21 protein-coding genes are annotated in these 25,805 nt (G+C 40.8%); all 21 read right to left on the bottom strand.

What is annotated here, in order from left to right; genetic code table 11:
- Positions 1-43: 43 nt before the first annotated feature.
- The gene (gene rimP, locus MKY17_RS08535; RefSeq protein ID WP_098370990.1) at positions 44-517 is read right to left on the bottom strand and encodes a ribosome maturation factor RimP; all 474 of its coding nucleotides are present in this window, start codon (positions 515-517) and stop codon (positions 44-46) included.
- A 193-nt stretch (positions 518-710) separates the two neighbouring features.
- Positions 711-5,033 (bottom strand): PolC-type DNA polymerase III, encoded by a 4,323-nt coding sequence (locus MKY17_RS08530; RefSeq protein ID WP_098370991.1) that lies wholly within the window; start codon positions 5,031-5,033, stop codon positions 711-713.
- A gap of 158 nt (positions 5,034-5,191) precedes the next feature.
- Positions 5,192-6,892, bottom strand: a complete 1,701-nt coding sequence (locus MKY17_RS08525; protein WP_098370992.1) for a proline--tRNA ligase — start codon at positions 6,890-6,892, stop codon at positions 5,192-5,194.
- Positions 6,893-7,159: 267 nt separating this feature from the next.
- Positions 7,160-8,428, bottom strand: a complete 1,269-nt coding sequence (gene rseP, locus MKY17_RS08520; protein ID WP_063231839.1) for an RIP metalloprotease RseP — start codon at positions 8,426-8,428, stop codon at positions 7,160-7,162.
- 7 nt (positions 8,429-8,435) lie between these two features.
- On the bottom strand, positions 8,436-9,596 hold the full coding sequence (gene dxr / locus MKY17_RS08515; RefSeq protein WP_098370993.1) for a 1-deoxy-D-xylulose-5-phosphate reductoisomerase: 1,161 nt from the start codon (positions 9,594-9,596) through the stop codon (positions 8,436-8,438).
- 42 nt (positions 9,597-9,638) lie between these two features.
- Positions 9,639-10,436, bottom strand: coding sequence for a phosphatidate cytidylyltransferase (locus MKY17_RS08510; protein ID WP_098371376.1), 798 nt, complete (start codon positions 10,434-10,436; stop codon positions 9,639-9,641).
- Between the two features lie 25 nt (positions 10,437-10,461).
- A complete protein-coding gene (locus MKY17_RS08505; protein ID WP_098370994.1) occupies positions 10,462-11,235 on the bottom strand; it encodes an isoprenyl transferase in 774 nt (257 codons plus the stop codon).
- Between the two features lie 398 nt (positions 11,236-11,633).
- A complete protein-coding gene (gene frr, locus MKY17_RS08500) occupies positions 11,634-12,191 on the bottom strand; it encodes a ribosome recycling factor (RefSeq protein WP_098370995.1) in 558 nt (185 codons plus the stop codon).
- A 3-nt stretch (positions 12,192-12,194) separates the two neighbouring features.
- A complete protein-coding gene (pyrH, locus tag MKY17_RS08495; RefSeq protein WP_034313639.1) occupies positions 12,195-12,917 on the bottom strand; it encodes a UMP kinase in 723 nt (240 codons plus the stop codon).
- A 125-nt stretch (positions 12,918-13,042) separates the two neighbouring features.
- Complete coding sequence (gene tsf / locus MKY17_RS08490; RefSeq protein WP_098370996.1) at positions 13,043-13,927, bottom strand: translation elongation factor Ts; 885 nt, start codon at positions 13,925-13,927, stop codon at positions 13,043-13,045.
- Positions 13,928-14,235: 308 nt separating this feature from the next.
- Positions 14,236-14,949: a 30S ribosomal protein S2 gene (gene rpsB, locus MKY17_RS08485; protein WP_095678842.1), complete on the bottom strand. Its 714-nt coding sequence runs from the start codon at positions 14,947-14,949 to the stop codon at positions 14,236-14,238.
- 154 nt (positions 14,950-15,103) lie between these two features.
- The gene (locus MKY17_RS08480; RefSeq protein ID WP_098370997.1) at positions 15,104-15,736 is read right to left on the bottom strand and encodes a hypothetical protein; all 633 of its coding nucleotides are present in this window, start codon (positions 15,734-15,736) and stop codon (positions 15,104-15,106) included.
- Positions 15,737-15,970: 234 nt separating this feature from the next.
- Positions 15,971-16,735 (bottom strand): FliA/WhiG family RNA polymerase sigma factor, encoded by a 765-nt coding sequence (locus tag MKY17_RS08475; RefSeq protein WP_098370998.1) that lies wholly within the window; start codon positions 16,733-16,735, stop codon positions 15,971-15,973.
- Between the two features lie 128 nt (positions 16,736-16,863).
- Entirely contained in the window at positions 16,864-17,367 is a 504-nt protein-coding gene (locus MKY17_RS08470; RefSeq protein ID WP_098370999.1) for a chemotaxis protein CheD, read from the bottom strand.
- Positions 17,360-17,998 carry a chemotaxis protein CheC gene (locus MKY17_RS08465; RefSeq protein WP_339201645.1) on the bottom strand — a complete coding sequence of 213 codons (639 nt, stop codon included), beginning with the start codon at positions 17,996-17,998 and terminating at the stop codon, positions 17,360-17,362. The genes MKY17_RS08470 and MKY17_RS08465 overlap by 8 nt, the downstream gene beginning before the upstream one ends.
- Positions 17,999-18,002: 4 nt before the next feature.
- Positions 18,003-18,458 carry a chemotaxis protein CheW gene (locus tag MKY17_RS08460; protein WP_098371001.1) on the bottom strand — a complete coding sequence of 152 codons (456 nt, stop codon included), beginning with the start codon at positions 18,456-18,458 and terminating at the stop codon, positions 18,003-18,005.
- Between the two features lie 107 nt (positions 18,459-18,565).
- Positions 18,566-20,608, bottom strand: a complete 2,043-nt coding sequence (locus tag MKY17_RS08455; RefSeq protein WP_098371002.1) for a chemotaxis protein CheA — start codon at positions 20,606-20,608, stop codon at positions 18,566-18,568.
- A gap of 21 nt (positions 20,609-20,629) precedes the next feature.
- Entirely contained in the window at positions 20,630-21,727 is a 1,098-nt protein-coding gene (locus MKY17_RS08450) for a chemotaxis response regulator protein-glutamate methylesterase (protein WP_098371377.1), read from the bottom strand.
- A 10-nt stretch (positions 21,728-21,737) separates the two neighbouring features.
- Complete coding sequence (locus MKY17_RS08445) at positions 21,738-22,604, bottom strand: MinD/ParA family protein (protein WP_098371003.1); 867 nt, start codon at positions 22,602-22,604, stop codon at positions 21,738-21,740.
- Entirely contained in the window at positions 22,588-23,745 is a 1,158-nt protein-coding gene (flhF, locus tag MKY17_RS08440; RefSeq protein ID WP_098371004.1) for a flagellar biosynthesis protein FlhF, read from the bottom strand. Before flhF ends, MKY17_RS08445 begins: the two co-directional genes overlap by 17 nt.
- On the bottom strand, positions 23,742-25,778 hold the full coding sequence (gene flhA, locus MKY17_RS08435) for a flagellar biosynthesis protein FlhA (RefSeq protein WP_098371005.1): 2,037 nt from the start codon (positions 25,776-25,778) through the stop codon (positions 23,742-23,744). The genes flhF and flhA overlap by 4 nt, the downstream gene beginning before the upstream one ends.
- Between the last annotated feature and the right edge of the window lie 27 nt (positions 25,779-25,805).

Genomic DNA, 25,805 nt, shown 5'->3' with positions numbered 1-25,805 from the left:
GGTGATCCCCCTTACGGATATTTAAATTAATGATTTGCTTGACTTAAGAGAAGGTAATCGCCAATCTCGCTTTGGCTACCTTTTCGAATGGTATGACGATCGTTTTCTTTCTTGTCTTGATTCTGACTTCGAGTGTCACTTCTGCACCATCGAAACTGGTTAAGATTCCTTCGAATTCTTTTTCATCTAAAATGGGCTCGTATGTTTTTATGTAAACATTTTTACCGATAGCATTAAGGAAATCCTTCTCTTTTTTCAGAGGCCTTTCAGCTCCGGGTGATGAAACTTCGAGAAAATAATTTTGTGGAATCGGATCAACCTCATCAAGCTTTTCACTGAGTTTTTCACTCACATTTCCGCAATCATCAATATCTACGCCTGTTTCTTTATCAATGTACACTCGAAGGAACCAGCTTTTACCTTCCTTCACATACTCCACTTCGACTAATTCAAGCTGCAATTCTTCAAGAATTGGTAATGCTAATTCCTCTACGACTTCCGTTACCTTTTTACTCATTTGTTTCCTCCATACGTGCGTTGTATGCGCTTGGTTTCGGATTCAAAATTAAATGGTCAATACAACACGAAAGAGTGGGTTTCCCCACTCTTGCCATTGGTTCCTCTTAGTATTTCCAATAAAAATATACCATAATCAAGATATTTATGCAAATATCATGTCTGTTTCTTCCTTTTTGGAATCAGTTTCCTCTTTAAAATAAAGATAACTGATTTTGTTCAGGCAATGACTCCAGACAGCCTTGTTTATCAAGGTATTCAAGAATGGTCTTCGAAACCTTCCCCCGTTGTTGAAGGTCTTCTTTTGAAAGGAATTCACCATTTTCCCGCGCGTTGACGATATTGATCGCCGCATTCGTTCCAAGACCAGGTATCGAATTGAAAGGCGGTATCAAAGTATTTCCTTCAATTAAGAATTGATCTGCACTGGATTTGTACAAGTCCACTTTAGCGAATGAAAATCCGCGTTCACACATTTCCAAAGCAAGTTCAAGGACCGTCAATGTATTCTTTTCCTTTGTGGATGCATCCAATCCCTTTACCATGATTTCTTCCATTTTTGATTTGATCGCTTGCGATCCCCGTGTCATGGCGTCGATTTCAAAATCATCTGCACGTACTGTGAAATAGGCTGCATAATACAATAAAGGCAGATGCACTTTAAAATAGGCAATCCGGACAGCCATTAAGACATAAGCTGCAGCATGGGCTTTCGGGAACATGTATTTAATCTTCTTACATGAATCGATATACCATTCCGGCACCTCATTTTTCCTCATTTCCTCTTCGAATTCCTCCGAGAGCCCTTTCCCTTTACGTACAGATTCCATGATTTTAAACGCTAGGGAAGGATCTAGACCTTGGTATATCAGATAGACCATAATATCATCCCGGCACCCTATAACCTCACTTAGTGTACATATGCGGTTGTGGATCAGTTCCTGTGCATTGCTCAGCCATACATCCGTACCGTGGGAAAGCCCTGAAATCTGAACAAGCTCGGAAAATGTCGTTGGTTTCGTATCTTCAAGCATCTGCCGGACAAAACGCGTACCAAATTCCGGAATGCCAAGCGTACCCGTTTTACACATGATCTGTTCTTCGGTAACTCCTAAAGATTCAGTACTGCTGAATATTTTCATTACTTCTGGATCATCGGTGGGAACGGTCTTTGGATCGATGCCACTTAAATCTTGAAGCATCCGGATTACAGTCGGATCATCGTGACCAAGTATATCAAGTTTCAAAATATTATCGTGAATGGAATGGAAATCAAAGTGAGTTGTTTTCCACTCAGAATTCCTGTCATCCGCAGGGAACTGAATTGGTGTGAAATCATAGATATCCATATAATCCGGAACAACGATAATTCCGCCCGGGTGCTGTCCAGTCGTCCTTTTCACACCAGTACAACCGGCAACAAGGCGATCAGTCTCGGCTCCACGCATATGGATGTTATTATCAGAGGAATACCCTTTTACATATCCATAAGCCGTTTTTTCAGCGACCGTACCAATCGTTCCGGCACGATATACATATTCTTCACCGAATAAGACCTTCGTATAGTTATGGGCCTTCGGCTGATATTCACCAGAGAAGTTCAAGTCAATATCCGGAACCTTATCCCCTTTAAATCCAAGGAAAGTTTCAAACGGGATATCATGCCCGTCTTTTGTATAAGCAATGCCACAATCGGGACAGTCTTTATCTGGCAGGTCAAACCCGGAACCTACAGAACCGTCATTGAAGAATTCGGATTTCTTGCACTCCGGACATACATAATGCGGCGGAAGCGGATTCACCTCTGTAATTTCAGTCATGGTGGCTACGAAAGATGATCCAACCGATCCCCTTGAGCCGACTAGATAACCATCATTCAAGGATTTTTTAACAAGTTTGTGAGAAATTAAATAAATTACGGCAAAACCGTGGCCAATGATGCTTTTCAATTCTTTCTCAAGACGGGCTTCCACGATTTCCGGCAGGTTCTCTCCATAAATCTTCCTTGCCATGCCATAACTCATTTCACGCATCTCTTCTTCTGCACCTTCAATTTTAGGTGTGTATAACTCATCCTTGATTGGCTTGATTTCCTCAATCATATCAGCGATTTTATTCGTGTTGGTTACCACGACCTCTTTGGCTTTCTCAGTACCGAGGAAGGAGAATTCCCGTAGCATTTCATCTGTTGTCCGAAAATGTACGTCAGGAAGCTTATGACGATTCAGCGGATTTGCGCCACCTTGTGAATTCACAAGGATTTTACGGTAAATTTTATCATTCGGATCCAAATAATGCACATTTCCCGTGGCTACGACTGGCTTATCCAATTTTTCACCAAGCTTGACGATATTGGAGATGATCGTTTCTAATGATTTATCATCCCGTACATATTCAAGCTCAATCAAATGCTGATACACTTCCTTCGGATGGATTTCAAGATAATCGTAGAATTCGGCGATATCGACGACTTCCTCAAAACCCTTCTGCATCATCCCTTCAAAAACTTCCCCTTTATCACATCCCGATCCGACCAAGATTCCTTCACGATACTTTTTAAGTTGTGAGCGTGGTAGTCGGGGCACACGATAGAAATAATCGATGTGTGATATTGAAACTAATTTGAAAAGGTTTTTTAAGCCAGCCTGTGTTTGCGCGATCAGCGTACAATGGGACGGCCGGGAACGCTGATAAGCATTTCCTTTACCCATATTGTCATTAAGTTGATCATGATGGGTAATCTCCTTTTCCATTGCATCCTTTAGCATCTTCAGCATAAGGTAACCTGTAGCTTCGGCGTCATAAATGGCCCTATGATGCTGGGTCAAATCAATATCGAACTTTTTACATAATGTATTTAACCGGTGATTTTTAAACTCCGGGTATAAGAAACGGGCAAGTTCCAATGTATCAAGAACAGGATTGGAAGCTTTAGGATAACCAAGGTTTTTATAGCCTATATTCAAAAACCCCATATCGAAGGCTGCGTTGTGGGCAACCAGAATCGCATCGCCCGCCCATTCCTTGAACTTTTCTAGTACTTCCGAGACTTCCGGAGCATTTTCTACAAGATCATCAGTGATTCCAGTCAATTCTATCGTCGTATTGGATAGTGGGTGATGCGGATTCGCAAATGACTCGAATCGATCAATGATGTCACCGTCACGAATTTTCACTGCAGCAAATTCAATGATCGTATCATAAACGGCTGACAGGCCTGTCGTCTCTACGTCAAATACAACATAGGTGGCATCTGCCAAAGCGATATGAGCCTCATTATAAACAATGGGTACACCATCATCTACAAGATTCACTTCGACACCATAAAGGATTTTGATACCATTCTTTTTCCCGGCACTATAAGCTTCAGGGAATGATTGTGCTCCCGCATGATCTGTAATGGCCACGGCCTTATGCCCCCACTTTGCAGCCTGGGCAACAAGTGCAGAAGTAGGTGTCACTGCATCCATCTGGCTCATTGGGGTATGCATATGCAGTTCTACACGCTTTTCCCCTTCTGGAGCCTTATCCTGCCGTCCTTGTTTAGAAATTTCATTTATATCATTTGCGATCATTACAAGGTCACGTACGAATGTATCATTTTGGATGCTGCCTTGGGCACGTACCCACATCCCTTTTTTCACTCGGGCAAGTATGGCAGCATCTTCTTTATCACGCGAAAACATTTTGACCAATATCGAGCTCGTATAATCAGTGACTTTAAAAGTCAACAGGCTTCGTCCGCTGCGTAACTCACGCACTTCTGCATCAAATACGAAGCCTTCGATAGCAATCCTGCGCTCTTCATCAATAATTTGTTCAATTCTGCGGAAATCCGCATCTTCTTTAATCGTATAGCCAATTTTAACCGGTCCGTCGTAGACGGCATCGTCGCCGCCTTTTTCCGATTCTTTTTTCTGCATTTCCACTAGGGCAGCAAGTCCCTTTTCTGCGTCTTCCTTTTGTTTCTCTTCTAAAAACTTCTGGTAATCAGGATTCGAAACCGTTTCCTTCACTTCCGCTTCAAGTGTCAACGGAGGAAAACCGAATGTTTGGTAGATATTCGAAATGATGCCGGAGTATTTTCGTTTCAACTGACCAGCCTCCGTATCATTTCGGGCGCTAACGATAACCTTATATCCATTCACCGTTGGCACTTGTTCATTTAGAAGTGATAACAGTGCCGGAGACATGCCTTCAAGCTCGCCGATGCAGTTTTTCCAATACTCTTTTACCAATTGTTCCGTCACTTGCGGATTAGCTACGTTCAAGTTGAATGTGACCTTCGCAATATGGGAAAACGTACTTGCTAGATGAGTAGCAAGTCTTGTATGAACACTGCAAGGAATTAATGCAGGTATATTAAAAGCAAAATGCCATGTTTTGGACTCCCTCTCGATTGAGAGCTTATCAATTTCGGCACCTATGAAATAATTCACAAAGGCATCCTCAGTCAAGTCCATTTGCTGGAGCAAGAGTTGAAATCTCTCTCTACCGCTATTTGGATTTTGATCCATTCCCTCTCTCCCCTATCTAATATCTCTTATTTTTCACTATCATTTTCTTTTGATACCAGAGGCTATTATAACATATCATGAATGTTTCACTAGTATCCAAATCCATGAAAAGGAAAGGCATCATCCAAGTGAATGATGCCTAATTCCGCTATTTTAAATTATGCCATTATTTCGTGAAGCTTTTGAGTCAGTTCAGATCTTTCAATTTCAAGAACCTCACCCGTTTTACGAATTTTCACTTCGACGATTCCGTCGGATGCCTTTTTACCAACAGTCACCCTGACAGGAAGACCGATCAAGTCAGAGTCTGCGAATTTCACGCCCGCACGTTCTTGACGATCATCCATAAGAACTTCCATGCCTTGTGCCTTTAGATCATTATATAAATCTTCTGCAAGGGCAGCCTGAGCCTCATCCTTCATATTGATTGGAATCAAATGGACTTGGTATGGCGCCAAATTCGTTGGCCAGACCAATCCTTTTTCATCATTGAATTGTTCAGCAACAGCGGCAAGTGTACGGGAAACACCAATGCCATAACAGCCCATGATCATAGGCTGCGTCCGTCCATTCTCATCCAGGAATGTCGCATTCATAGCTTCGGAATATTTAGTTCCCAGTTTGAATACGTGGCCTACCTCAATCCCTTTGGCAAATTTAATTATTCCGTTTCCGTCCGGTGATGGGTCACCCTCTTGGATGAAACGAAGATCTATATAATTGGCCACGTTAAAATCACGAGCGGGATTTACGTTCACATAATGGTGGTCTTCCTCATTTGCACCACAAATTCCATTAACCATGGCCTCGACGGCAACATCCGCAATCACTTCAACTTCAGAAGTGACATTGATTGGTCCAAGAGATCCAATTGTACATCCTAAGACTTCTTTCGTCTCATTTGGATCGACCAATTCAACGATTGAAGCGTTATAGAAATTCTTCAGCTTGATATCATTGACTTCATGATCTCCTCGTACCAAAACAAGCACATACTTTTCATCCACTTTAAACAATAACGATTTAATTAGTTTCTCTGCACTAGTATTCAAGAATGAAGCAACTTCTTCAATCGTTTTTTGACCTGGTGTATGGATTTTTTCAAGTGCAATTTGTTCTTCGGAGCTTTTTTCATATTTTACACTCACAGGTGCCATTTCAATATTAGCTGCATAATCGGAACTATCCGAATAAGCGATGGTATCCTCCCCTATTTCAGACAGGACCATGAATTCATGTGTATCCTTACCACCCATTGCCCCCGAATCGGCAATGACGGCACGGAAGTTCAACCCACAACGGCTGAATATATTCGAATATGCCGCATATAAATTTTTATAAACAGCATCCAGGCTTTCTTGATTAGCATGGAAAGAATAAGCATCCTTCATGATGAACTCACGTCCACGCAACAATCCGAAACGCGGTCTTTTTTCATCACGGAATTTGGTTTGGATCTGGTAAACCGTTAATGGAAGACGCTTATATGATTTCACCTCATCACGAACTAAGCTGGTTATCACTTCTTCATGTGTGGCACCAAGCGCAAATTCACGGTTGTTACGATCCTTAAGCCGCATCAACTCTGGACCATAAGTATACCAGCGTCCAGATTCCTGCCAGAATTCGGCTTGTTGTAAAGCCGGCATCAATAGTTCTACTGCTCCAGCATTTTCCATCTCTTCCCGAACGATAGCCTCAACCTTTTGAAGCACCTTCTTTCCAAGCGGCATAAAACTATAAACCCCGCTGGAGTTTTGTCTCATAAATCCTGCACGTAATAGCAGCTGATGACTTTTGATTTCAGCATCTGCAGGCACTTCCCTCAATGTAGGGATCAACGTCATACTTTGTTTCATATCTGCACCTCTTCAATATTTCCTTTAAATTAATTGCGGCTACGGTAAAATTCATACCGTAACTTGAATACGGTCATTTCATACAAAAAAGACTTTCCGCGTTATTCAGAAAAGCTAATTTAATATACTCATTCTCGATTATACTTACGATTTCCCTAGAAAACAAACAATTTCCCCAAAACGGTTAAAAAACTAGGAAATCCCTTCAGATAAGAAAACGGCCAACAGATAAATCTGCTGGCCTTTTTTGCACTGTCCAAACATGTCTTACAGGAAGAACCGCTGGATGTCATTCCATGTAACGACAATCATCAATAACATCAGCAACGCAAAGCCGATGAAGTGAACCATTCCTTCTTTTTGACGGTCAATTGGTTTCCCTCTTAAGAATTCGACCACAAAGAATAACAGCCTTCCCCCATCCAATGCCGGCAGCGGAAGCAGGTTCATGATTCCCAGGTTAATGCTGAGCAGCCCTGCCCATTTCATTAACGTGAATAAACCTTGTTTCGCTACTTCCTCAGTTGATTTATATATTCCTACAGGACCAGATAAACTGTCGATCGTAAATCCACCCGTTACGAGGTCACCAAGGATGATGAAGATTTGTTTTGTCCAAAAATACGTTTCTGTAAAACCATATTGTATAGCTTTAATCGGTGCTTTTTCAACCGGAGGGTAAACACCGATAATGCCGATTTTCTTCCCTTCCCTCTCCACTTCTTGTGGAACAACCGGAACTTCTAATGTTTTCCCGTCCCTGTCAACGACGAACTCGATCTCTTGCCCAGGATTCTTTTGAATGCTTTCCTGAACATCTCCCCAAGTGGAGACTTCCGTCCCTTCTATGGATTGAATGACATCCCCCGATTTTAAGCCGGCATTTACTGCCGAACCATCTGGAGTCAACTCACCAAGTTTCGCTTCATCCACCACGACTCCTTGAAACAGGCCAATCAACACAAAAATGACAAAAGCCAAAACGAAATTCATTGCCGGTCCAGCTACAATCGTCAGGAAACGATGTCCAAGCGACTTTGATGCAAATTGCCGGTCAAAAGGAGCAATCTGGTTCTCTACACCATTTTCAACAATCACCGCTTCTTTATGAATGGCAAACGTTTTTAGTGTATCTTCCTCGCCCTCCTCATAACCAGTAAGGATCAGTTTATGATCAAGATCGATCACTTCAACTTCCACAAGACGAATATCAGGATATTTATCTTTATTGTTCAAAATGATTTTTGTAACATTCTCTTCATTATCAAACATTAATCCCACCCGATAGCCGGGCTTCAATTCAATATTTTCTGCGTCTTCACCAGCCATACGCACGTACCCGCCAAGAGGGAGCAATCGAATGGTATATACGGTTTCCTTCTTTTTATATGTGAATACTTTTGGCCCGAAACCGATTGCGAACTCACGGCATAAAATTCCTGCTCGCTTTGCAAACACTAAGTGCCCAAGCTCATGGAAAAATACTAGAGCTCCAAAAATGATGATGAACGCTATAATCGTTTCTAAAGTCTGCATGTTCCGGTCACCTATCTTTCACTAAAGATTCTATATACTGCCTTGTCATATTATCGACTTCCTGAATCGTTTCTAAATCTGGAAGGGCTATGACGGAATGCTGATTCAACGCTTTTTCAATTAACGTTTCAATTTCAAGGAAGGTTATCTTTCCAGATAAGAATGCAGAGACTGCAGCTTCATTGGCGGCATTCAACACAGTAGTCATCGTTCCGCCCATTTTACCTGCTTTATAGGCGAATTGCAAACAAGGATATCTGGTGAAATCCATATCGCTAAAATGCAGTTTGCCTGCTTCAGCAAGATTAAGTCGTTTGCGTCCTGCTAGCGGAATACGGTCTGGATAAGTAAGTGCATATTGTATCGGCACCCGCATATCCGGTGTCCCCAGTTGTGCTATTACGCTGGAGTCATGAAACTCAACCATGGAATGGATGATGCTCTCCTTATGTAGCAATACATCAATTTTATCGTAGGGAAGATCGAATAGCCAGTGGGCCTCAATTACTTCCAATCCCTTATTCATCATTGATGCTGAATCGATCGTGATTTTAGCTCCCATTGACCAGTTCGGATGGTTCAGTGCCTCTTCCACCGTTACATCCTTCAATTCTTCCCTGGTCCGATCTCGAAAACTGCCTCCCGAAGCGGTAATGACTAGGCGTTCTATATTTTTTTCCTTTTCACCTTGCAATGCCTGAAAAATAGCGGAATGCTCACTGTCAACCGGCAGCAATCTGGCCCCCGCTTTTTTTGCTTCACTTATGACCAAATGACCTGCCGTCACCAAAGTCTCCTTGTTGGCGATAGCAATATCTTTTTTAGCCTTTATTGCTTGAAGTGTCGGATAAAGACCCACGCTTCCGATGACAGCATTGACCAATATCGAAGCCTGACCATAAACGGCAACAGCAGTCAATCCCTCATCTCCATACATGAACTCGATATCTTTGCGGCTGGAGAATTCACTTTTCAAAACATGATAATCTTCTTCCGTTTGGACTGAAACCAGTTTCGGTTCAAACTCTTGTATATAAGTCCTGACCAATTCTATATTCTTTCCAGCAGAAAGCGCCACGATCTTGAATTGATCAGGATGGGACCTAACTACATCCGCTGTTTGTTGACCAATCGATCCTGTCGCGCCCAAAAGGCTGATATTTTTCAAATTGTTCATCTCCTAATTCAATAACGCTTGCCTATATTTATATTATAAAACATGCAATAAATGCAAAATCGGTAAAATGAATATCACGCTATCAAGCCTGTCCAAAATTCCTCCATGTCCCGGGAGAAGCTTCCCTGAATCTTTAACGCCATAATGACGTTTATACGCCGATTGGACGAGATCACCCAATTGCCCGAATACCCCAATGATTAATGAAATCAATAATAATTGTAATAACGTGTAGTCAAGGTTGGAGAAGACGTAAAATAGAACACCCACTACCATAGCGGAAAATAACCCGCCGATAAATCCTTCTACCGTCTTGTTTGGACTTATTTCTGGCCAAAGCTTTCTTTTACCAAGTGATTTACCAATGAAGTAGGCTCCGGAATCGGTTGCCCAGATCGTAAATAGGGTAAGCAGGATATAGATCAGCCCCAACCCTAAAGAGTCACGTGTTTCAAATAGGTAGTAGAAACCTATCCCCAAGTATAGGATTGAAATCACTAGAAAGCCTGCGTCATCAAAAGTGAAACGGTTTTTTGAAACGACTGTATAAAGTAACAGCAGCAAAACCCCGATTAAGAAGACTTGAACTTTATCGTAATTTATTTCTGCTAAAAAAGCAGTATGCTCATTAGGCAATAAAAGCACCCACAATAATATGTGTGAAAGAAATGCTTCAAAAGACAGTACACGTAACTTTTTCATTTTCATCAGTTCATACAAACCAATTGACCCTAACAGATAAACCGTCAGTAAAAAGGGAGTGCCCCCTAAAATGACTAGTGGAATGAAGATAGCGGCAACTACAACCGCCGTAATAATTCGTTGTTTCATTATTCCATTTTCCTCGCCTTCTACATTAAACGCCACCGAATCTTCGTGAACGCTTTTGATACTCCTCAACCGCCTGCAATAAATGCTCTTCACTAAAATCCGGCCATAACACCTCAGTAAACCACATTTCAGTATAAGCCGCCTGCCAAAGCATGAAATTACTTAAACGGATTTCACCGCTTGTACGGATCAGTAAATCAGGATCCGACAAATGTTTGGTCATCAGGTAACTGGATAGCATTTCCTCAGTTACATTTTCCTTTATTATACCATTCTTAGCATCTTGAATGATGCTATTCACTGCAGATACAATTTCCCCGCGGCTTCCATAATTCAGGGCAAAATTCAGAATCATCCCATCATTGCCTTTCGTGTCTTCCATTGCCCGTTTAACGGCACTTTGAGTATGTGACGGAATGAGAGACAAATCCCCTATCATTTCAACTCTTACATTTTCGGAAATGAGCTCGGGTAAAAATGTCCCAAGAAATTCCTGTGGAAGCTTCATCAAAAAGTCGACTTCACTTTTCGGACGTTTCCAATTTTCAGTGGAAAACGCATAGACTGTCAAAGTTTTGACCCCTAATTTATTGGCAACTTTCGTAATTTTACGAACGGTTTTCATACCTTCATGATGACCCGCCACACGTGGCAATGCACGCTTTTTGGCCCAACGGCCGTTCCCATCCATAATGATGGCGATATGCTGAGGAACATCAAACTGTTTAATATGCTGAATCCTATTTGTTACATCGGAAGAAGCATCTTTTTTAACGAAACGCTTCCAAAGTGAATACATATGTTAGTCCCCCATCAGGTTGTACTTATCTCTCTACAAAGGCAAAGTTTTCGTGCACTATGTATATAAGCTTTCTGCCGCTTAAAAAGAATCTATATTATAATATCAAAAAAAAACTGGTTCTCATATTATTATTATGAAAATTATTTCTTCATTAGAAGCTAGAAAGGGAGAAATCATTACTTCTTTTTTTCTAAAACCGGTTATGATTACCGTGAAAAATGCAAAAAAAGGACCACCTCCAACGTTTGCATGCAACATACTAACTCAAGGAGTAATCATTATCGGAGAAACCTTATTATAACAGTTTTCTCCTTTAAGCACACCTATATGTTAGAACCAAGACATGACCCGGTATGGATTCGGCCCTCTTTATTTAATCAATTCTTCAGCGGAAATTATACTTCCAAAATTTCTTTTTCTTTATCTTTTGTAATTTCATCGATTTTCGTGATATTGCCATCTGTCATCTTTTGGATGTCTTCAGCATAGCCACGTAAATCATCTTCAGTGATTTCACCACTTTTTTCAAGCTTTTTCAAATCATCATTAGCATCTCGACGCACATTACGGACAGCTATTTTCGCTTCTTCCGCTTCTTTTTTCACAACTTTCACAAGCTCTTTTCTGCGCTCTTCAGTTAACGCCGGAATGGCTATCCTGATGACCGATCCATCATTAGAAGGATTTAAGCCTAAGTCTGATTTCAAAATCGCCTTTTCAATTTCACCCAATACCGTTTTATCATATGGTTGAATGACTAATAATCTAGCTTCCGGGACAGAAATGCCAGCCACTTGATTAACTGGTGTCGGCGAACCATAATAATCAATCGAGATTCTATCAAGCAATGAGGCATTTGCCCTTCCGGCACGGATGCTTGCTAATTCACGTGTGTACGCTCCAATGGCGTTTTCCATTTTCGTTTTCGCATTCGAAATAACTTGTTTCGGCATCTTTTATTTCCCCCTTACGATAGTTCCAAGCGTTTCGCCTAAAACGGCACGTTTAATATTACCTTTTTCCATGATTGAGAAGACGATCAATGGAATATCATTGTCCATGCATAGTGAGGACGCAGTTGAATCCATTACTTCCAACCCTTCTTTAATCACATCAAGATAGGAAAGTTTATCATACTTAACTGCATTTTTGTCCTTAACCGGATCTGCATTGTATACGCCATCCACATTATTCTTCGCCATCAAGATGACATCAGCTTCAATTTCAGCAGCACGCAAGGCGGCAGTGGTATCCGTTGAGAAGTATGGATTACCTGTACCAGCTGCAAAAATCACCACTCTCTTTTTCTCAAGGTGCCTGATTGCACGGCGTCTAATGTATGGTTCTGCGACTTGTCTCATCTCAATGGAAGTTTGCACGCGCGTTTCAATTCCAAGCTGATCAAGACTGTCTTGTAATGCCAATGAGTTCATGACTGTAGCCAGCATACCCATATAATCGGCATTAGCACGATCCATGCCCATTTCACTGCCTATTTTTCCGCGCCAAATGTTTCCGCCACCGACAACAACAGCCACTTCCACATCAAGCTCAGCCACTTCCTTGACTTGTTCAGCAATGGATTTAATTACTGCAGGGTTAATTCCAAATCCTTCTTCACCGGCTAATGCTTCGCCACTTAGTTTTAGAACGACACGTTTATATTTAGCGTTACTCATGAGAACCTCCAACTATGTAATCTTTTCATTCGTTCATCATGCTTTCTTGCAATACTACCAAAAATTCATGACATTTCAAAAAATAGGGAACACAAGAGTGTTCCCTATTATTAATTATCTGACAATTAGTCTTTTTTAACTTGATTCATTACTTCTTCAGCAAAGTTTTCTTGACGTTTTTCAAGACCTTCCCCTACTTCATAACGAACGAATGATTGGATTTTTCCGCCTTTTGATTCAACGAATTGTCCCACTTTTTGATCAGGGTTCTTAACGAAAGCTTGTTCGTTAACACAGATTTCTTCGTAGAATTTATTGATACGTCCTTCAACCATTTTCGCAACGATTTTTTCAGGTTTTCCTTCATTAAGTGCTTGCTGAGTAAGAACTTCGCGTTCGCGTTCTAGTTCGCTAGCATCTACTTGGTCACGAGAGATATATTTAGGGTTAATTGCAGCGATATGCATTGAAACGCCTTTAGCTGCCTCTTCGTCAGTTGTACCTTCAAGAACTGATAGTACGCTGATACGTCCACCCATGTGAAGGTATGCACCAAATGCGTCGTTATCTGTTTTAGAAACGACTTGGAAACGGCGAAGAGTTAATTTTTCCCCGATTTTTGCAACAGCAGCATTGATATGATCTGCAACTTTTGCTCCATTTTCCATTGTTTGCTCAAGAGCTACTTCAACGCTTTCAGGTTTGTTAGCAAGAAGGAATGAAGCCAATTCTTTAACAAGAAGTTGGAAGCCTTCGTTTTTAGCAACGAAATCAGTTTCTGAGTTCACTTCAAGAATAACCGCTTGGTTTCCTTCAACAACGATTGAAGTTAGACCTTCAGCAGCAATACGGTCGCCTTTATTAGCAGCTTTTGCAATCCCTTTTTCACGTAGGAAATCGATTGCTTTTTCCATATCGCCTTCTGTTTGTACAAGCGCCTTTTTACAGTCCATCATACCGGCACCAGTTTTTTCACGCAATTCTTTAACTAATTGTGCAGTGATTGCCATAATATATATCCTCCTCAAATTAAATGCAGTTTATTCAATCTTTACCCATTATTGCCAAAAATACTTGTTATCATCAAAGAAAATAACGAGTCTTGACAATTTTTCCGAAAAAACATCAACTTTTTCAGTCAATTTGACGGAGCTAAACTAGTTGATGATTTTCATCCCTCAAAAATCGCCCATACCTTTTTAAAAAGACATTCCGTACAGCGATTTTATGTATGTTCATTTAGTGCAAAAAAAAGGGATAAAAGGCATTATCCTCTTATCACCTTTTTTCTTACTGAATAAGCAACCTTTTTTTCTTATTAAGCAGTAGTTGTTTCAGTTGCTGTTTCTTCGCCTTGTTTAGCTTCTAAGATAGCATCTGCCATTTTACCTGTTAATAATTTAACAGCACGGATTGCATCGTCATTCGCAGGAATAACTACATCGATTTCATCCGGATCACAGTTTGTATCAACGATACCAACAAGTGGAATGTGTAATTTGTGTGCTTCCGCAACAGCAATACGCTCTTTGCGAGGGTCGATAACGAAGATCGCATCTGGAAGAGTCTTCATATCTTTAATACCGCCTAAGAATTTTTCTAAGCGATCCCATTCTTTTTTAAGTTGGATAACTTCTTTTTTAGGAAGGACTTCAAAAGTTCCGTTTTCTTCCATTTTTTCGATATTTTTAAGACGAGTGATACGTTTTTGGATTGTTTCAAAGTTTGTTAAAGTTCCACCTAACCAACGTTGGTTTACATAGTACATACCAGAACGGATAGCTTCTTCTTTAACAGATTCTTGAGCTTGTTTTTTAGTTCCAACGAAAAGAACAGTACCACCGTTAGCAGCTAGTTCTTTCACGAAGTTATAAGCTTCTTCAACCTTTTTAACTGTTTTTTGAAGGTCGATGATGTAGATGCCGTTACGCTCAGTGAAGATATATTTCTTCATTTTCGGGTTCCAGCGACGTGTTTGGTGTCCGAAATGCACACCAGCTTCAAGCAATTGTTTCATAGAAATGACTGACATTTTAGTTCCTCCTAAATGGTTTTGTTTTTCCTCCGCACCGATCATTTTCATACAGAAACTGTCGTAACAGCACCATCTGCAAGAATCACGGGGCGTGTGTATTAACACCATTTCATAATATATCATAATGGCTCTGTACAATCAAGAGATAACTTTATCTATTCTTGCGAAACTTTAGTAATAGCTCTATCTCCGTTTGACCGCGACCTAACTTTTTGGCGATTTCCTCTACTGAATTCCCTTGATCCGCTAACATATCCACTTTTTCATTCAATGACCGTTCATTTAAAGAAGCCTGCAGCATGTCCGAAAATTCCATACCAGCCGGCTTCCCCTCGATTTGAAGGGAAGTGACTGCCGATGAAAGCTCCAATTTGTCCTCGACTTTTACGAGTAAAGCATTGGCCTCATTTTCTTCAGGCACTATTTTATAAGCGTTAATCACCTGCATTTTAGCTGCGGCACGACTTCCCTCTTCATACTCAATGTTTTGTTCTTGTTTTTCTTCCTTATCTTCCTTTGTTTCCTTGATTGAACCATGTTCTTGTCCTTTTTGTCCATGATCGTGATTCAATGCCACCGAATTGGTGAATGCCTTTACCAATGTCTCGTTGTCCTCTTTCATCTCCATTAAATAACCAGACAAAAGTTGTTCCATTTCTCCGATGATGGCTTTTTGGTCTTTTTCCAACTTACTTAAACGATTTTGGCGAAGATATAAAACGATGATGGCAAAAATGGTGAATATGTTTAATACAAACAACAGAAATATAAAAAACGCTGACATGTTGCCTCCTAATTAACCGGAATAGTCAATCCTGTTACCTTAATACGGATGGGGATCTTTTTTCACTGTTGTTTTTTCTTGATTACTTTCTCTATGCTTTCATGACAAAGTACAGTTCGAACATTCTGTGATTTCGAAACATTTATTGATGCGGATCCCCGTAAGAATTCTTTCAAGTTGACTTATAGGGGCATTCTTCGTTCTCCAAAGCCCCCTTTAGTCAAAATATCATGATTAAATCTTTTGATCTTGCATCGTGTTTCTTAATTTATATATCGCTTTCGAGTGTATTTGGGATATCCGGGACGTAGATAGGCTCATCACTTGTCCTATTTCGGTTAATGTTAGTTCTTCCTTATAAAAAAGCTGTAAAACCAACTGTTCTTTTTCATTCAGCGTTTCTATGACTTTGGCTAATTCCACATACAGTTCTTCCCTTAACACATGTTCCTCAGGTAAATCCGCCTTTTCATCTTTAATATGAAAATTCGCGCTTTCTTTATCGTCCTCTTGGGGACTTTCATCAATAGATAGTACATTGGCAAAGAAATTCTCATTTAATGCAGCATATACTTCATCTTCCGGGATATTCAATTCAGCGGCAATCTCATTTGGCGAAAGGTTCCTCATGTATTGCTGCTCCAGCTGTTCTATTGCAGATTCAATTTTCTTGGCTTTATCTCTTGCACTCCGTGGAAGCCAATCCTCTTTCCTTAATCCATCTAAAATAGCACCACGAATTCTAAAAGATGCATATGTGTCAAACTTCAGGTCACGCTTCGTATCAAAGCGTTCCAGGGCATCGAATAACCCCATCATCCCTAAACTCCTTATATCATCCCGGCTCACATTTTTAGGAAGACTTACTGAAATACGTTGAACATGATACGATACGAGAGGTATGTATTTCTTTACCAAAATGTCCCCGGCCAGCGGATCTCTGCACTCCACCCAATTTTTCCAACATAACTGCTCTTCTTCGATGGTCAGATGAGACATTGGACATCCTCCTAACATTGTTATATACGATTTGTGATCAAAACGGCCCCTAAAGCCATAAATACAATAATAATTCAGTAGCAAGTGTACCTGTCATATTTTTGGCTTTTCAAAAGCCAAATCCGATCCTATATGTTTTTAGTCCCTTTAGTAACGGTCCGAATATTTAGCAAACAATCATTTAAATTGAATTCGATCGTTCTTCCGCTATTCCCGCCAACATCTTCGGCAACGACTCTAATCCGCAAGTCAGATAACTCTTTCCGGACAGCTTCCACATTCCGGGGTCCTATTCTCATTAAATCTCCTCCGGAGGCAAATTGAAACATTTGCGCTCCGCCAGCCAACTTCGCTTTTAGGAATGGCATTCTTGCGCCTTCTTTTACTAAGATTTGCACTAATTCCTTTATCGCCGTATCTGCAAATTTGGCAATGTTAATCTGTCCCGATTTAGCGAGTGAAGAGTCAGGCAGCATGATATGGGCCAAACCTGCAATTTCTTTTTTTTCATCATAAATCACAACACCAACACACGACCCCAATCCGGAAGTACGAATCGTATGGGGAGGTTTTATTATATTCATTTCCGCTATTCCAACCTTAACAACCTGGACCTTTAACAATTCAGTCATTAGGTGACACTCCTAAAGCGGAAAAAATGATATCAAAAAATTCGGGATTAGGTAATAAAAAGAAATGACCATTAATGGAGTCAGCAAAAAGCTGGTCTTTTTCAAGTACTGTATCAATGACGATGGCTGCGTCACTTACTTGAGATAATTCCAATAATCCATAACTGATCGTTGCCCCTACCATATCGATGCTCAAGGATGGAACGGATGGATAGATATTCAATCTGGTGAAATCAGAAAGGGAAGAGAGATAGGATCCCGATAAAATATTCCCTAATTCCTGAAGGCAAGAGAGTGCCAATTCAGTATAGGGTGCTGAATCTATCAAAAAGGTCACATCACCAGTCATCTTACGAATCAAGTATTCAGCTACAGGTAGCGAAAGGATAAAAAACATACTCCCTGAAGCATCACCTTCTATTCTAAGGAAAACGCTGGCAACGACTTGATCGGTCCCGCCAGCTATTTCCATCATTTCATCAAAGGCAACGACTCGGACATTAGGAACATACATATCAATTTTCCTATTAAGTATGGCAGAAAGCGCGGTTGCTGCATTCCCTGCACCTATATTACCGATTTCCTTCAAAATATCGAGGTGAAGAGGGGTGATTTTCTCAATGAATGACATATGTTTATCCTTCTCTTAACATTTTTTCAGTCATTTCCAGAATTAAGGCCTTCTCCAAATTAATTAGGACTAGCAGCCGCTTCTCAATTTTAGCCACTCCGCTAATGTATTCTGAAGCCAAATGGCCCACAACTTCAGGCTGAGGTTCGATACTCTCCACTGGAATATCCAAAACATCATTGGCAGAGTCCACTATTAGCCCCACTTCCATATCATCCAGAATGACGACGATAATCCTTGTTGATTCATCGTATTCCACCTCTTCGAAACCAAAACGAACCCGTAAATCAATAATTGGAGTGATTACACCCCTTAAATTTATGACTCCCTTAACAAATTTTACTGCCTTTGGAACTCTGGTAATATGCAGAAGCTTTTCAATACCACTGACCTTATCCACTGGAATTGCATATTCTTTATCCTTAATTTGAAATACGATTACTTTCATATCCTCCGACATCTATTCCCCTCCTTTTAAAAAAACTCATGATGATTGTGAAGCCTTGACGAAATACGAATCGGCACGGTCGACCAACGTCCCATGACCCTGCCCCATTTATCTACCATTCAATGAATCAATGTGTTGCAATCTATGATTAAAGCAACTTGACCATCACCAAGTATCGTTGCCCCCGATATTGCAAATGCACTAGTTAAATAATTACCTAGTGACTTCAGAACGATTTCCAGCTGCCCGATAAATGAATCAACGACTAATCCAGCTAATTTATCGCCTTTTCTTACAATGACCACAGAGAGGGACTCTTCTTCTTCCTGACTGATAGGCACTTCGAATATATCTTTCAAGAACAGAAGCGGTAGAACCTTCCCCCTGTAGTCAATAACTTGTTGATTATGGGCATTCATGATATCTGCTTTTTTTATGATTGCTGTTTCAATAATGGAAGAAAGCGGTATGGCATATTTTTCGTTTTGGATTGCAACCAGCATGACAGAAATAATGGACAATGTAAGCGGAAGTTGAATAAGGAAGATGGATCCTTCATTCTCTTTGGAATCAATCGTGACAGATCCACCGAGGGACTCAATAGTATTTTTAACCACATCCAGCCCCACACCCCGTCCCGATACATCTGAAATGGTTTCCGCTGTCGAAAAACCAGAAGCGAATATCAATTCATAGATTTGCTTATCCGTTAGGGTGGCGGCAGTTTCCTTAGTTAATATTCCATTGGATAGGGCCTTGTTCAAGACTCTATCTTTATTGATGCCTGCGCCGTCATCCTCGATTTCAATGAAAACATGATTACCGCTGTGATATGCTTTTAACAGGATTTTACCTTCTTCATTCTTTCCTTTCGCCAAACGTTCTTCAGTTGTTTCAATTCCATGATCCATGGCGTTTCTTATTAAATGGACGAGAGGATCACCGATTTCATCAATGACTGTACGATCAAGTTCCGTTTTGGCACCGTTGATTTCCAAATTGACTTTCTTGTTTAAATCCCTTGCCAATTGACGAACCATTTTAGGAAAACGATTGAATACAGTTTCCACTGGCACCATCCGCATATTCAATACGATTGTTTGTAAATCACTTGTTATACGGGACATTCTTTCTACTGTTTCATGCAACTCTTGATTATCCAAATCTCTGGAAATTTGATCAAGTCTGCCTCTATCGATTACTAGTTCCTCGAATAAGTTCATTAAGATATCAAGCCGCTCAATGTTCACCCGAATGGTCTTGTTTGATGCCGGCTTAACGGGTGCCTGTTTTTTCTTATCATCGTTATCAGTTGGAAGCAAGGCATTATTTGACTCTTGTTTTAGAATTTCAGTAACTTTATCCTCGTTAGAATTGGCTGCATGCAGCATGCTTTCTAGATCAAGTGCATTTACAACAACTTGAACCACTTCGGTAACCTTCATGATTTTTTTCTTTATCTCTTCACCCGATTCTGTTGTTACCATCGTGACCATAAATTGCCGATCGAATTGCTCTTCTTCCAAAAGTTCGACGGGTGGGTGTGACTTGATTACTTCACCTGACTTTTCAAGCACATCGAAAACCATAAACACCCTGGCAGCTTTTAAAAGACAGTCCTCACGCAACCCTATCGAAATTTCGAAGCTGTTAAAGCCTTGATCTTTGGACTGTTGAAGTACTGTCCATTCAAATTCATCGTACTCTCCCGCAAACATTTCCTTCTTTTCTAGGATGGCAGAAGCTGCTGCAATCTCTGCAATGGTGGAAGAAAAGGGCGACTCCCCTTTTTCAATCATTTCCAGCTGATGGACAACATCCTTCACATTTCTTTTTCCATCTCCACCTTCAGCAATGGACATGACCATTGCTTCTAAATCATCAACCGCTAAAAATATCACATCAAACAATTCAGGCGAAAGGGCGATTTGACTGTTTCGGATCGCATCCAGCACATTCTCCATTTTATGAGTTAAATTGGCTAGATCCTCATATCCCATAGTTGCCGACATCCCTTTTAAGGTATGGGCGGAACGAAAGATTTCGTTTACGATCGAGAGGTCTTCCGGGTTCTTTTCGAGTACCAGCAACTGTTCGCTGCACGTTTGAAGATGTTCTTTACTTTCTTCTATAAATACCTCTATATATTGATTCATATCCATACAATCTCACACCTCCACGTGTTAACAATAGCTTATTATCGCTTTAGCTATTTTTTCTACATCCTCTATGCTATCTATTAACTTGGTACTGATTGCCGCCTTAGGCATACCAAAAACGATTGATGTCTCCTGTGATTCGGCTATCGCTTTTAAAGGACCCTTTTGTTTAAGATTGGTAAGCCCCCTCGACCCGTCCATCCCCATCCCGGTCATGATAACGGCTATTTTCGCAGAATCATTCATTTCACTTACCGATTCAAATAGCACATCGACCGACGGGCGATGTCCATGACGCACTTCGGATTGATCCAAAAGGATTGCCCAGCTCATCCCTACCTTCCTCACTTTCAAGTGAAAACCTCCAGGTGCGATGTAAGCGACACCTTTTTGAATCAGTTCTCCCTCTTCAGCTTCCTTCACTTTAATCTTGCATAATGAATTCAGGCGTGTTGCCAAGGATTTTGTGAAACCGGGGGGCATATGCTGGACAATGAGTATGGGAGCATCAATTTCTTCTGGGAGTTCTGTCAAGACAGTCTGCAGAGCTCTCGGGCCTCCCGTTGATGTACCGATGACTATCATCTTCTTGTATCCATAGGACCATTTTTTTTGGTTTTTTTCGTTTTTTGACAATTCAGTTGAATCTATTTTACTATATTTTCCCCAAACGGATGGGCTTCTTTCAATATTTTTCGCATTTTTTTCTAGTTTGTGAACATTTGCCCTGCTGGCAGCCATAACTTTTTCATGGAGTTCTTTCTTGATTTTTTGTAAATCCAATGAAATGGCTCCCGAAGGTTTAGCCACAAAGTCAAAGGCTCCACTGTTCATGGCGGCAAATGTATTTTCCGTTCCTTTTTTCGTGGTGCTTGATAACATGACTACAGCGGTTGGACATTCATTCATTATCCGGTTTAATGCTTCCAATCCGTCCATAATCGGCATTTCCACATCCAAAGTCACGACATCGGGTTTTAAAGCCTTTATTTTGTCAATGGCATCTCTTCCATTCCTGGCAGTCCCGATGACTTCCACCCTGCTATCTTCTGCTAAAAACTCTGAAATTAACTTTCTCATAAACGTAGAATCGTCCACTATCAGCACTTTTACTTTACCCATATAAGGAGACCTACTTTCCAAAAAAATATCTCTTCATATTTTGGAGGAAATGGCTTTTTTGCAAAGTCAATTCTTCCCCAAATGAATGATTTGCATATCTCGAAGCAATGTCCACAATGGCTTTGGATACATCGGCTTCAGAATCGAAAAGGAGAAAGGGCATTTGTTTGGTAACAGATTTGGGAACGGTTCTATCATCTGGCAAGTACCCTAGAGCTACAGTTTCCAGTCCCAAAAATTTCACTAGTGCATTTTGGAGCCGCTTAATCGTTTCTTTGCCGTCCTTACTCGTGAAAACCCGATTGCAAACTAGGAACAATGGAATCTCTTTATTTACTGAATGGATATATTTCATTGCGGAATATGCATCCATGATAGAAGTAGGTTCAGGCGTCGTGATAACGACTAATTCATCCACACATAACAGGAATTTCATGGAATCCTTAGTGATGCCTGCCCCCATATCAAATAAGATATAATCGTAATTCGCCAACAATAAACTGAATTCTTCATTAAAACGGGTATACTTATCTTCATCAAGTGAAAAGAGATCCGTCAACCCTGTTCCACCTGTAATGATTGAAATATTTCCCGGTCCTGGCATGATGATATCCTTCAAACTACAATCTTTTTCAAAAAAATCAATAATACTGCAGGGAGAGTGTTCACCTATCAAAATATCAATATTCCCCATACCGATATCCATGTCGAACAACAGTACCTTTTTGGCTCTTTGGGATAAGGCAATGGAAAAATTCAAAGTAAAGTTTGATTTTCCCACTCCACCTTTACCGCTTAAAACGGAAATCGTTTTGGCGATTGATTTATTTTGGCGGGCTTCCAATCTTTTTCGTAAATTCTCAGCTTGATCTTTCATATTTTTTAGCCCCGAAAGCCATTTTCAATAGCTGTGATGATGTAGCTATTTCAATATCGTCTGGCACATTCTGTCCATCTGTTATATAGGCCGCTCCCAATTTATGAGTGTGTATAAAATTGAATATCGGCCCGAAAGTGGAGGTTTCGTCCGCTTTTGTAAAAATGACCTGTTTAATCGGTATGGTAGCAAACTGTCGATAAATATCTTCCATATCCTTTTGTTTAGAAGTCAATGACAACACTAAATAGGTTTCCATCTCATCTGTAAAATGGATGATTTCATTAAGATCCTTAACATATTGCGGGTTACGGAAATTCCTTCCTGCCGTATCAATAAAAACAAAATCATAATGGGAGAAACGTTCAGCCGCCCTTTTGAAGTCTTCCAGATTATAAGCAACTTCAATGGGAACGTTTAGAATCTTGGCATATGTCTTAAGTTGATCTATTGCGGCGATCCTGTACGTATCCGTCGTAATGAAAGCCACCTTTTTATCATGCTTCAACATGGTTTCCGCAGCTACTTTTGCCAGAGTCGTTGTCTTTCCCACACCTGTTGGGCCAACAATATTAATATACTTTTTTTGCAGCCCGTTTTTTCCATTTTCGACCTTTTCCAAAATCGCGAACATGGCTTCTTCCAACCAAACTTGAACCTCTTCATCAGTGGATTGCTGTTTAAAAACGAACCATTTTTCAAGTAGTTCATCCATGATTTGGCACCGAAGTGATATATCCACTTCCTGCTCGGTTAGGTATTCGTGGATTTTCTGCAGTTTCCCCGGATATTTTCTATCAGGTGAATAGATTTGCAAACTCTTTATCATATCTTTCAAACCTTCGATTTCTTTTACTAAGTCAGCACTTTCCCTATTGCCTTCATTAGGTTCAGAGGCATCACTTGCCACTTCCAGCTTTGATGGCAACTTCTTCGATTTTTGTTTGGTTACGGTTTGGACAGGCTGGGACACGGGGTCTATGGCTGCAATGACCTCAATATTCCTCTTTTTGAATAATCCTAAGAAACCACCAGTATATACAGCCTTTGAACTTAAGATTACCGCATCACTGCCTAGTTCCTCCCTTATTCGCTTTATTGCCTCGTTCATTGATTGTGCCAAATATTTCTTTACCTTCAATCGAAATTCACCACCCCTACACTTTGTACTTCTACATTGGATTCGAGTTCATTGTATGAAAGAATCGGTACATGAGGAAAATAACGTTCGGTTAATTGCCGGGCATACATCCTTACTGCTGGAGAGCAGAGTAAGATCGGTTGATGATCCATTAGGGTCAGCTCTTCCAATTTGGCTGCAATTGCCTCCAATATGGATTGCGATATAGTTGGATCCAATGATAAAAAATTACCATGTTCGGTTTGCTGTACACCATCTGCGATGGTCTTTTCCACTTTCCCCGATAATGTTATGACTTTAATTCTATTTTCATCCGAAATAAAAGAATTCGTTATTTGTCTGGCTAAATTCTGCCTTACATATTCAGTAAGCAAATCTGTGTCAGTCGATAGCTTGCCATAATCAGCAAGTGTTTCGAAAATGATCGGTAAGTTCCTTATTGAAACTTTTTCCTTCAATAATTTTGCCAATACCTTTTGTACATCTCCTATGGACAAGGGATTCGGAGTGACTTCCTCTACTAGTATAGGTGCCGATTCGTGGAGATGATCGATCAATTGTTTCGTTTCCTGCCTGCCCAATAATTCATGCGCATTGGCCTTTATGACTTCCGTCAAGTGAGTGGATACAACACTTGGCGGGTCCACAACTGTATAACCCAACATCTCGGCATGTTCTTTCATATCATCCGTGATCCACTTGGCCGGTAAACCGAAAGACGGTTCTATCGTATCGATTCCCTCTATTGAATCATCCTCCATCCCTGGACTCATTGCCAAGAAATGATTAAGGAGCAATTCCCCCTTGGCCATGACACTTCCTTTAATCTTCAGCCGATACTCATTGGGATTCAACTGAATGTTGTCACGTATTCTGACGACAGGGATCACGAGCCCCAATTCAATTGCAAGCTGCCTGCGGATCATGACAACCCGGTCCAGCAGGTCTCCCCCTTGATTGGCATCCGCAAGCGGAATCAATCCATATCCAAACTCAAATTCGATCGGGTCGATACTTAAAAGGTTAACGACACTTTCTGGACTTTTCATTTCATCGGTTTCCAGCGCTTCTTCCATTTCTTGTAATTCACTTTCGTCCTGCTTTGGTATCCTTGAAATTGTATACCCTCCAACGACTAATAAAGCAGCGATCGGAATCGTGAATAAGTCGGAAATGGGAGTGAATAACCCTAAAAGGAAAATGGTTGCTGCTGTCAGGTAAAGCATTTTGGGAAATTGGAATAACTGTTCAACAATATCCGCTCCGAGGTTTCCGTTCGAGGCTGCCCGGGTTACGACAATACCCGTAGCTGTAGAAATCAATAAAGCAGGTACCTGACTCACGATACCGTCTCCAACCGATAACATGGAAAAATGGACGGCTGCTTCTCCAAAGCTCATATCCAATTGCATGACGCCAATAATCATACCGAAAATCAAGTTAATGATGACAATGATGATGCCAGCTATGGCGTCCCCTTTAACAAACTTACTCGCTCCATCCATGGATCCATAAAAGTCTGCTTCGTTACTGATTTTTTCCCTTCTGGCACGTGCTTCGTTTTCGGAGATCATCCCAGCATTTAAATCTGCATCTATGGCCATCTGTTTACCTGGCATCGCATCCAGCGTAAACCTTGCCGCTACCTCCGAGACCCGTTCGGAGCCTTTCGTGATGACGATGAAATTGATAATGACCAAAATGATGAATACAACTAATCCTACAAGCACGTTACCGCCGACTACAAACGACCCAAAGGTTTCTACAACTCCTCCAGCATCACCATAGGTCAAAATGGCACGAGTCGTCGAAACATTCAACCCCAGCCTGAATAATGTCAGTAAAAGGAGCAAGGAAGGAAAGATTGAAAATTCGAGGGGTTCTTTCATATTCATCGTAGTCAATAGAACCAGCAACGCAAGAGAGATATTTAAAAGGAGTAAAACACTTAACAACCATGTTGGCAATGGAATGACCAACATGGCAACGATCATGATGACGCTTGATATAACAACTAAATCCCTTGCTCGCATGTTTTTTCTCTCCTAACTAGCGGGTTA

This window comes from Peribacillus sp. FSL P2-0133 (genome assembly GCF_037975445.1).
GTDB lineage: Bacteria > Bacillota > Bacilli > Bacillales > DSM-1321 > Peribacillus > Peribacillus simplex_E.
This window is presented reverse-complemented; position numbering and strand designations above follow the sequence as displayed.

Coding starts and splice junctions, on each gene's coding strand:
- pyrH (WP_034313639.1), bottom strand. CDS start 12,917: ATGAGTAACGCTAAATATAAACGTGTCGTTCTAAAACTAAGTGGCGAA.
- MKY17_RS08450 (WP_098371377.1), bottom strand. CDS start 21,727: ATGGGTAAAGTAAAAGTGCTGATAGTGGACGATTCTACGTTTATGAGA.
- tsf (WP_098370996.1), bottom strand. CDS start 13,927: ATGGCAATCACTGCACAATTAGTTAAAGAATTGCGTGAAAAAACTGGT.
- rseP (WP_063231839.1), bottom strand. CDS start 8,428: ATGCAGACTTTAGAAACGATTATAGCGTTCATCATCATTTTTGGAGCT.
- MKY17_RS08445 (WP_098371003.1), bottom strand. CDS start 22,604: ATGAAAGATCAAGCTGAGAATTTACGAAAAAGATTGGAAGCCCGCCAA.
- MKY17_RS08460 (WP_098371001.1), bottom strand. CDS start 18,458: ATGTCGGAGGATATGAAAGTAATCGTATTTCAAATTAAGGATAAAGAA.
- MKY17_RS08510 (WP_098371376.1), bottom strand. CDS start 10,436: ATGAAACAACGAATTATTACGGCGGTTGTAGTTGCCGCTATCTTCATT.
- MKY17_RS08505 (WP_098370994.1), bottom strand. CDS start 11,235: ATGTATTCACTTTGGAAGCGTTTCGTTAAAAAAGATGCTTCTTCCGAT.
- rimP (WP_098370990.1), bottom strand. CDS start 517: ATGAGTAAAAAGGTAACGGAAGTCGTAGAGGAATTAGCATTACCAATT.
- MKY17_RS08480 (WP_098370997.1), bottom strand. CDS start 15,736: ATGTCAGCGTTTTTTATATTTCTGTTGTTTGTATTAAACATATTCACC.
- frr (WP_098370995.1), bottom strand. CDS start 12,191: ATGCCGAAACAAGTTATTTCGAATGCGAAAACGAAAATGGAAAACGCC.
- MKY17_RS08470 (WP_098370999.1), bottom strand. CDS start 17,367: ATGACTGAATTGTTAAAGGTCCAGGTTGTTAAGGTTGGAATAGCGGAA.
- MKY17_RS08530 (WP_098370991.1), bottom strand. CDS start 5,033: ATGGATCAAAATCCAAATAGCGGTAGAGAGAGATTTCAACTCTTGCTC.
- MKY17_RS08475 (WP_098370998.1), bottom strand. CDS start 16,735: ATGTCTCATCTGACCATCGAAGAAGAGCAGTTATGTTGGAAAAATTGG.
- rpsB (WP_095678842.1), bottom strand. CDS start 14,949: ATGTCAGTCATTTCTATGAAACAATTGCTTGAAGCTGGTGTGCATTTC.
- MKY17_RS08525 (WP_098370992.1), bottom strand. CDS start 6,892: ATGAAACAAAGTATGACGTTGATCCCTACATTGAGGGAAGTGCCTGCA.
- flhA (WP_098371005.1), bottom strand. CDS start 25,778: ATGCGAGCAAGGGATTTAGTTGTTATATCAAGCGTCATCATGATCGTT.
- MKY17_RS08465 (WP_339201645.1), bottom strand. CDS start 17,998: ATGTCATTCATTGAGAAAATCACCCCTCTTCACCTCGATATTTTGAAG.
- MKY17_RS08455 (WP_098371002.1), bottom strand. CDS start 20,608: ATGGATATGAATCAATATATAGAGGTATTTATAGAAGAAAGTAAAGAA.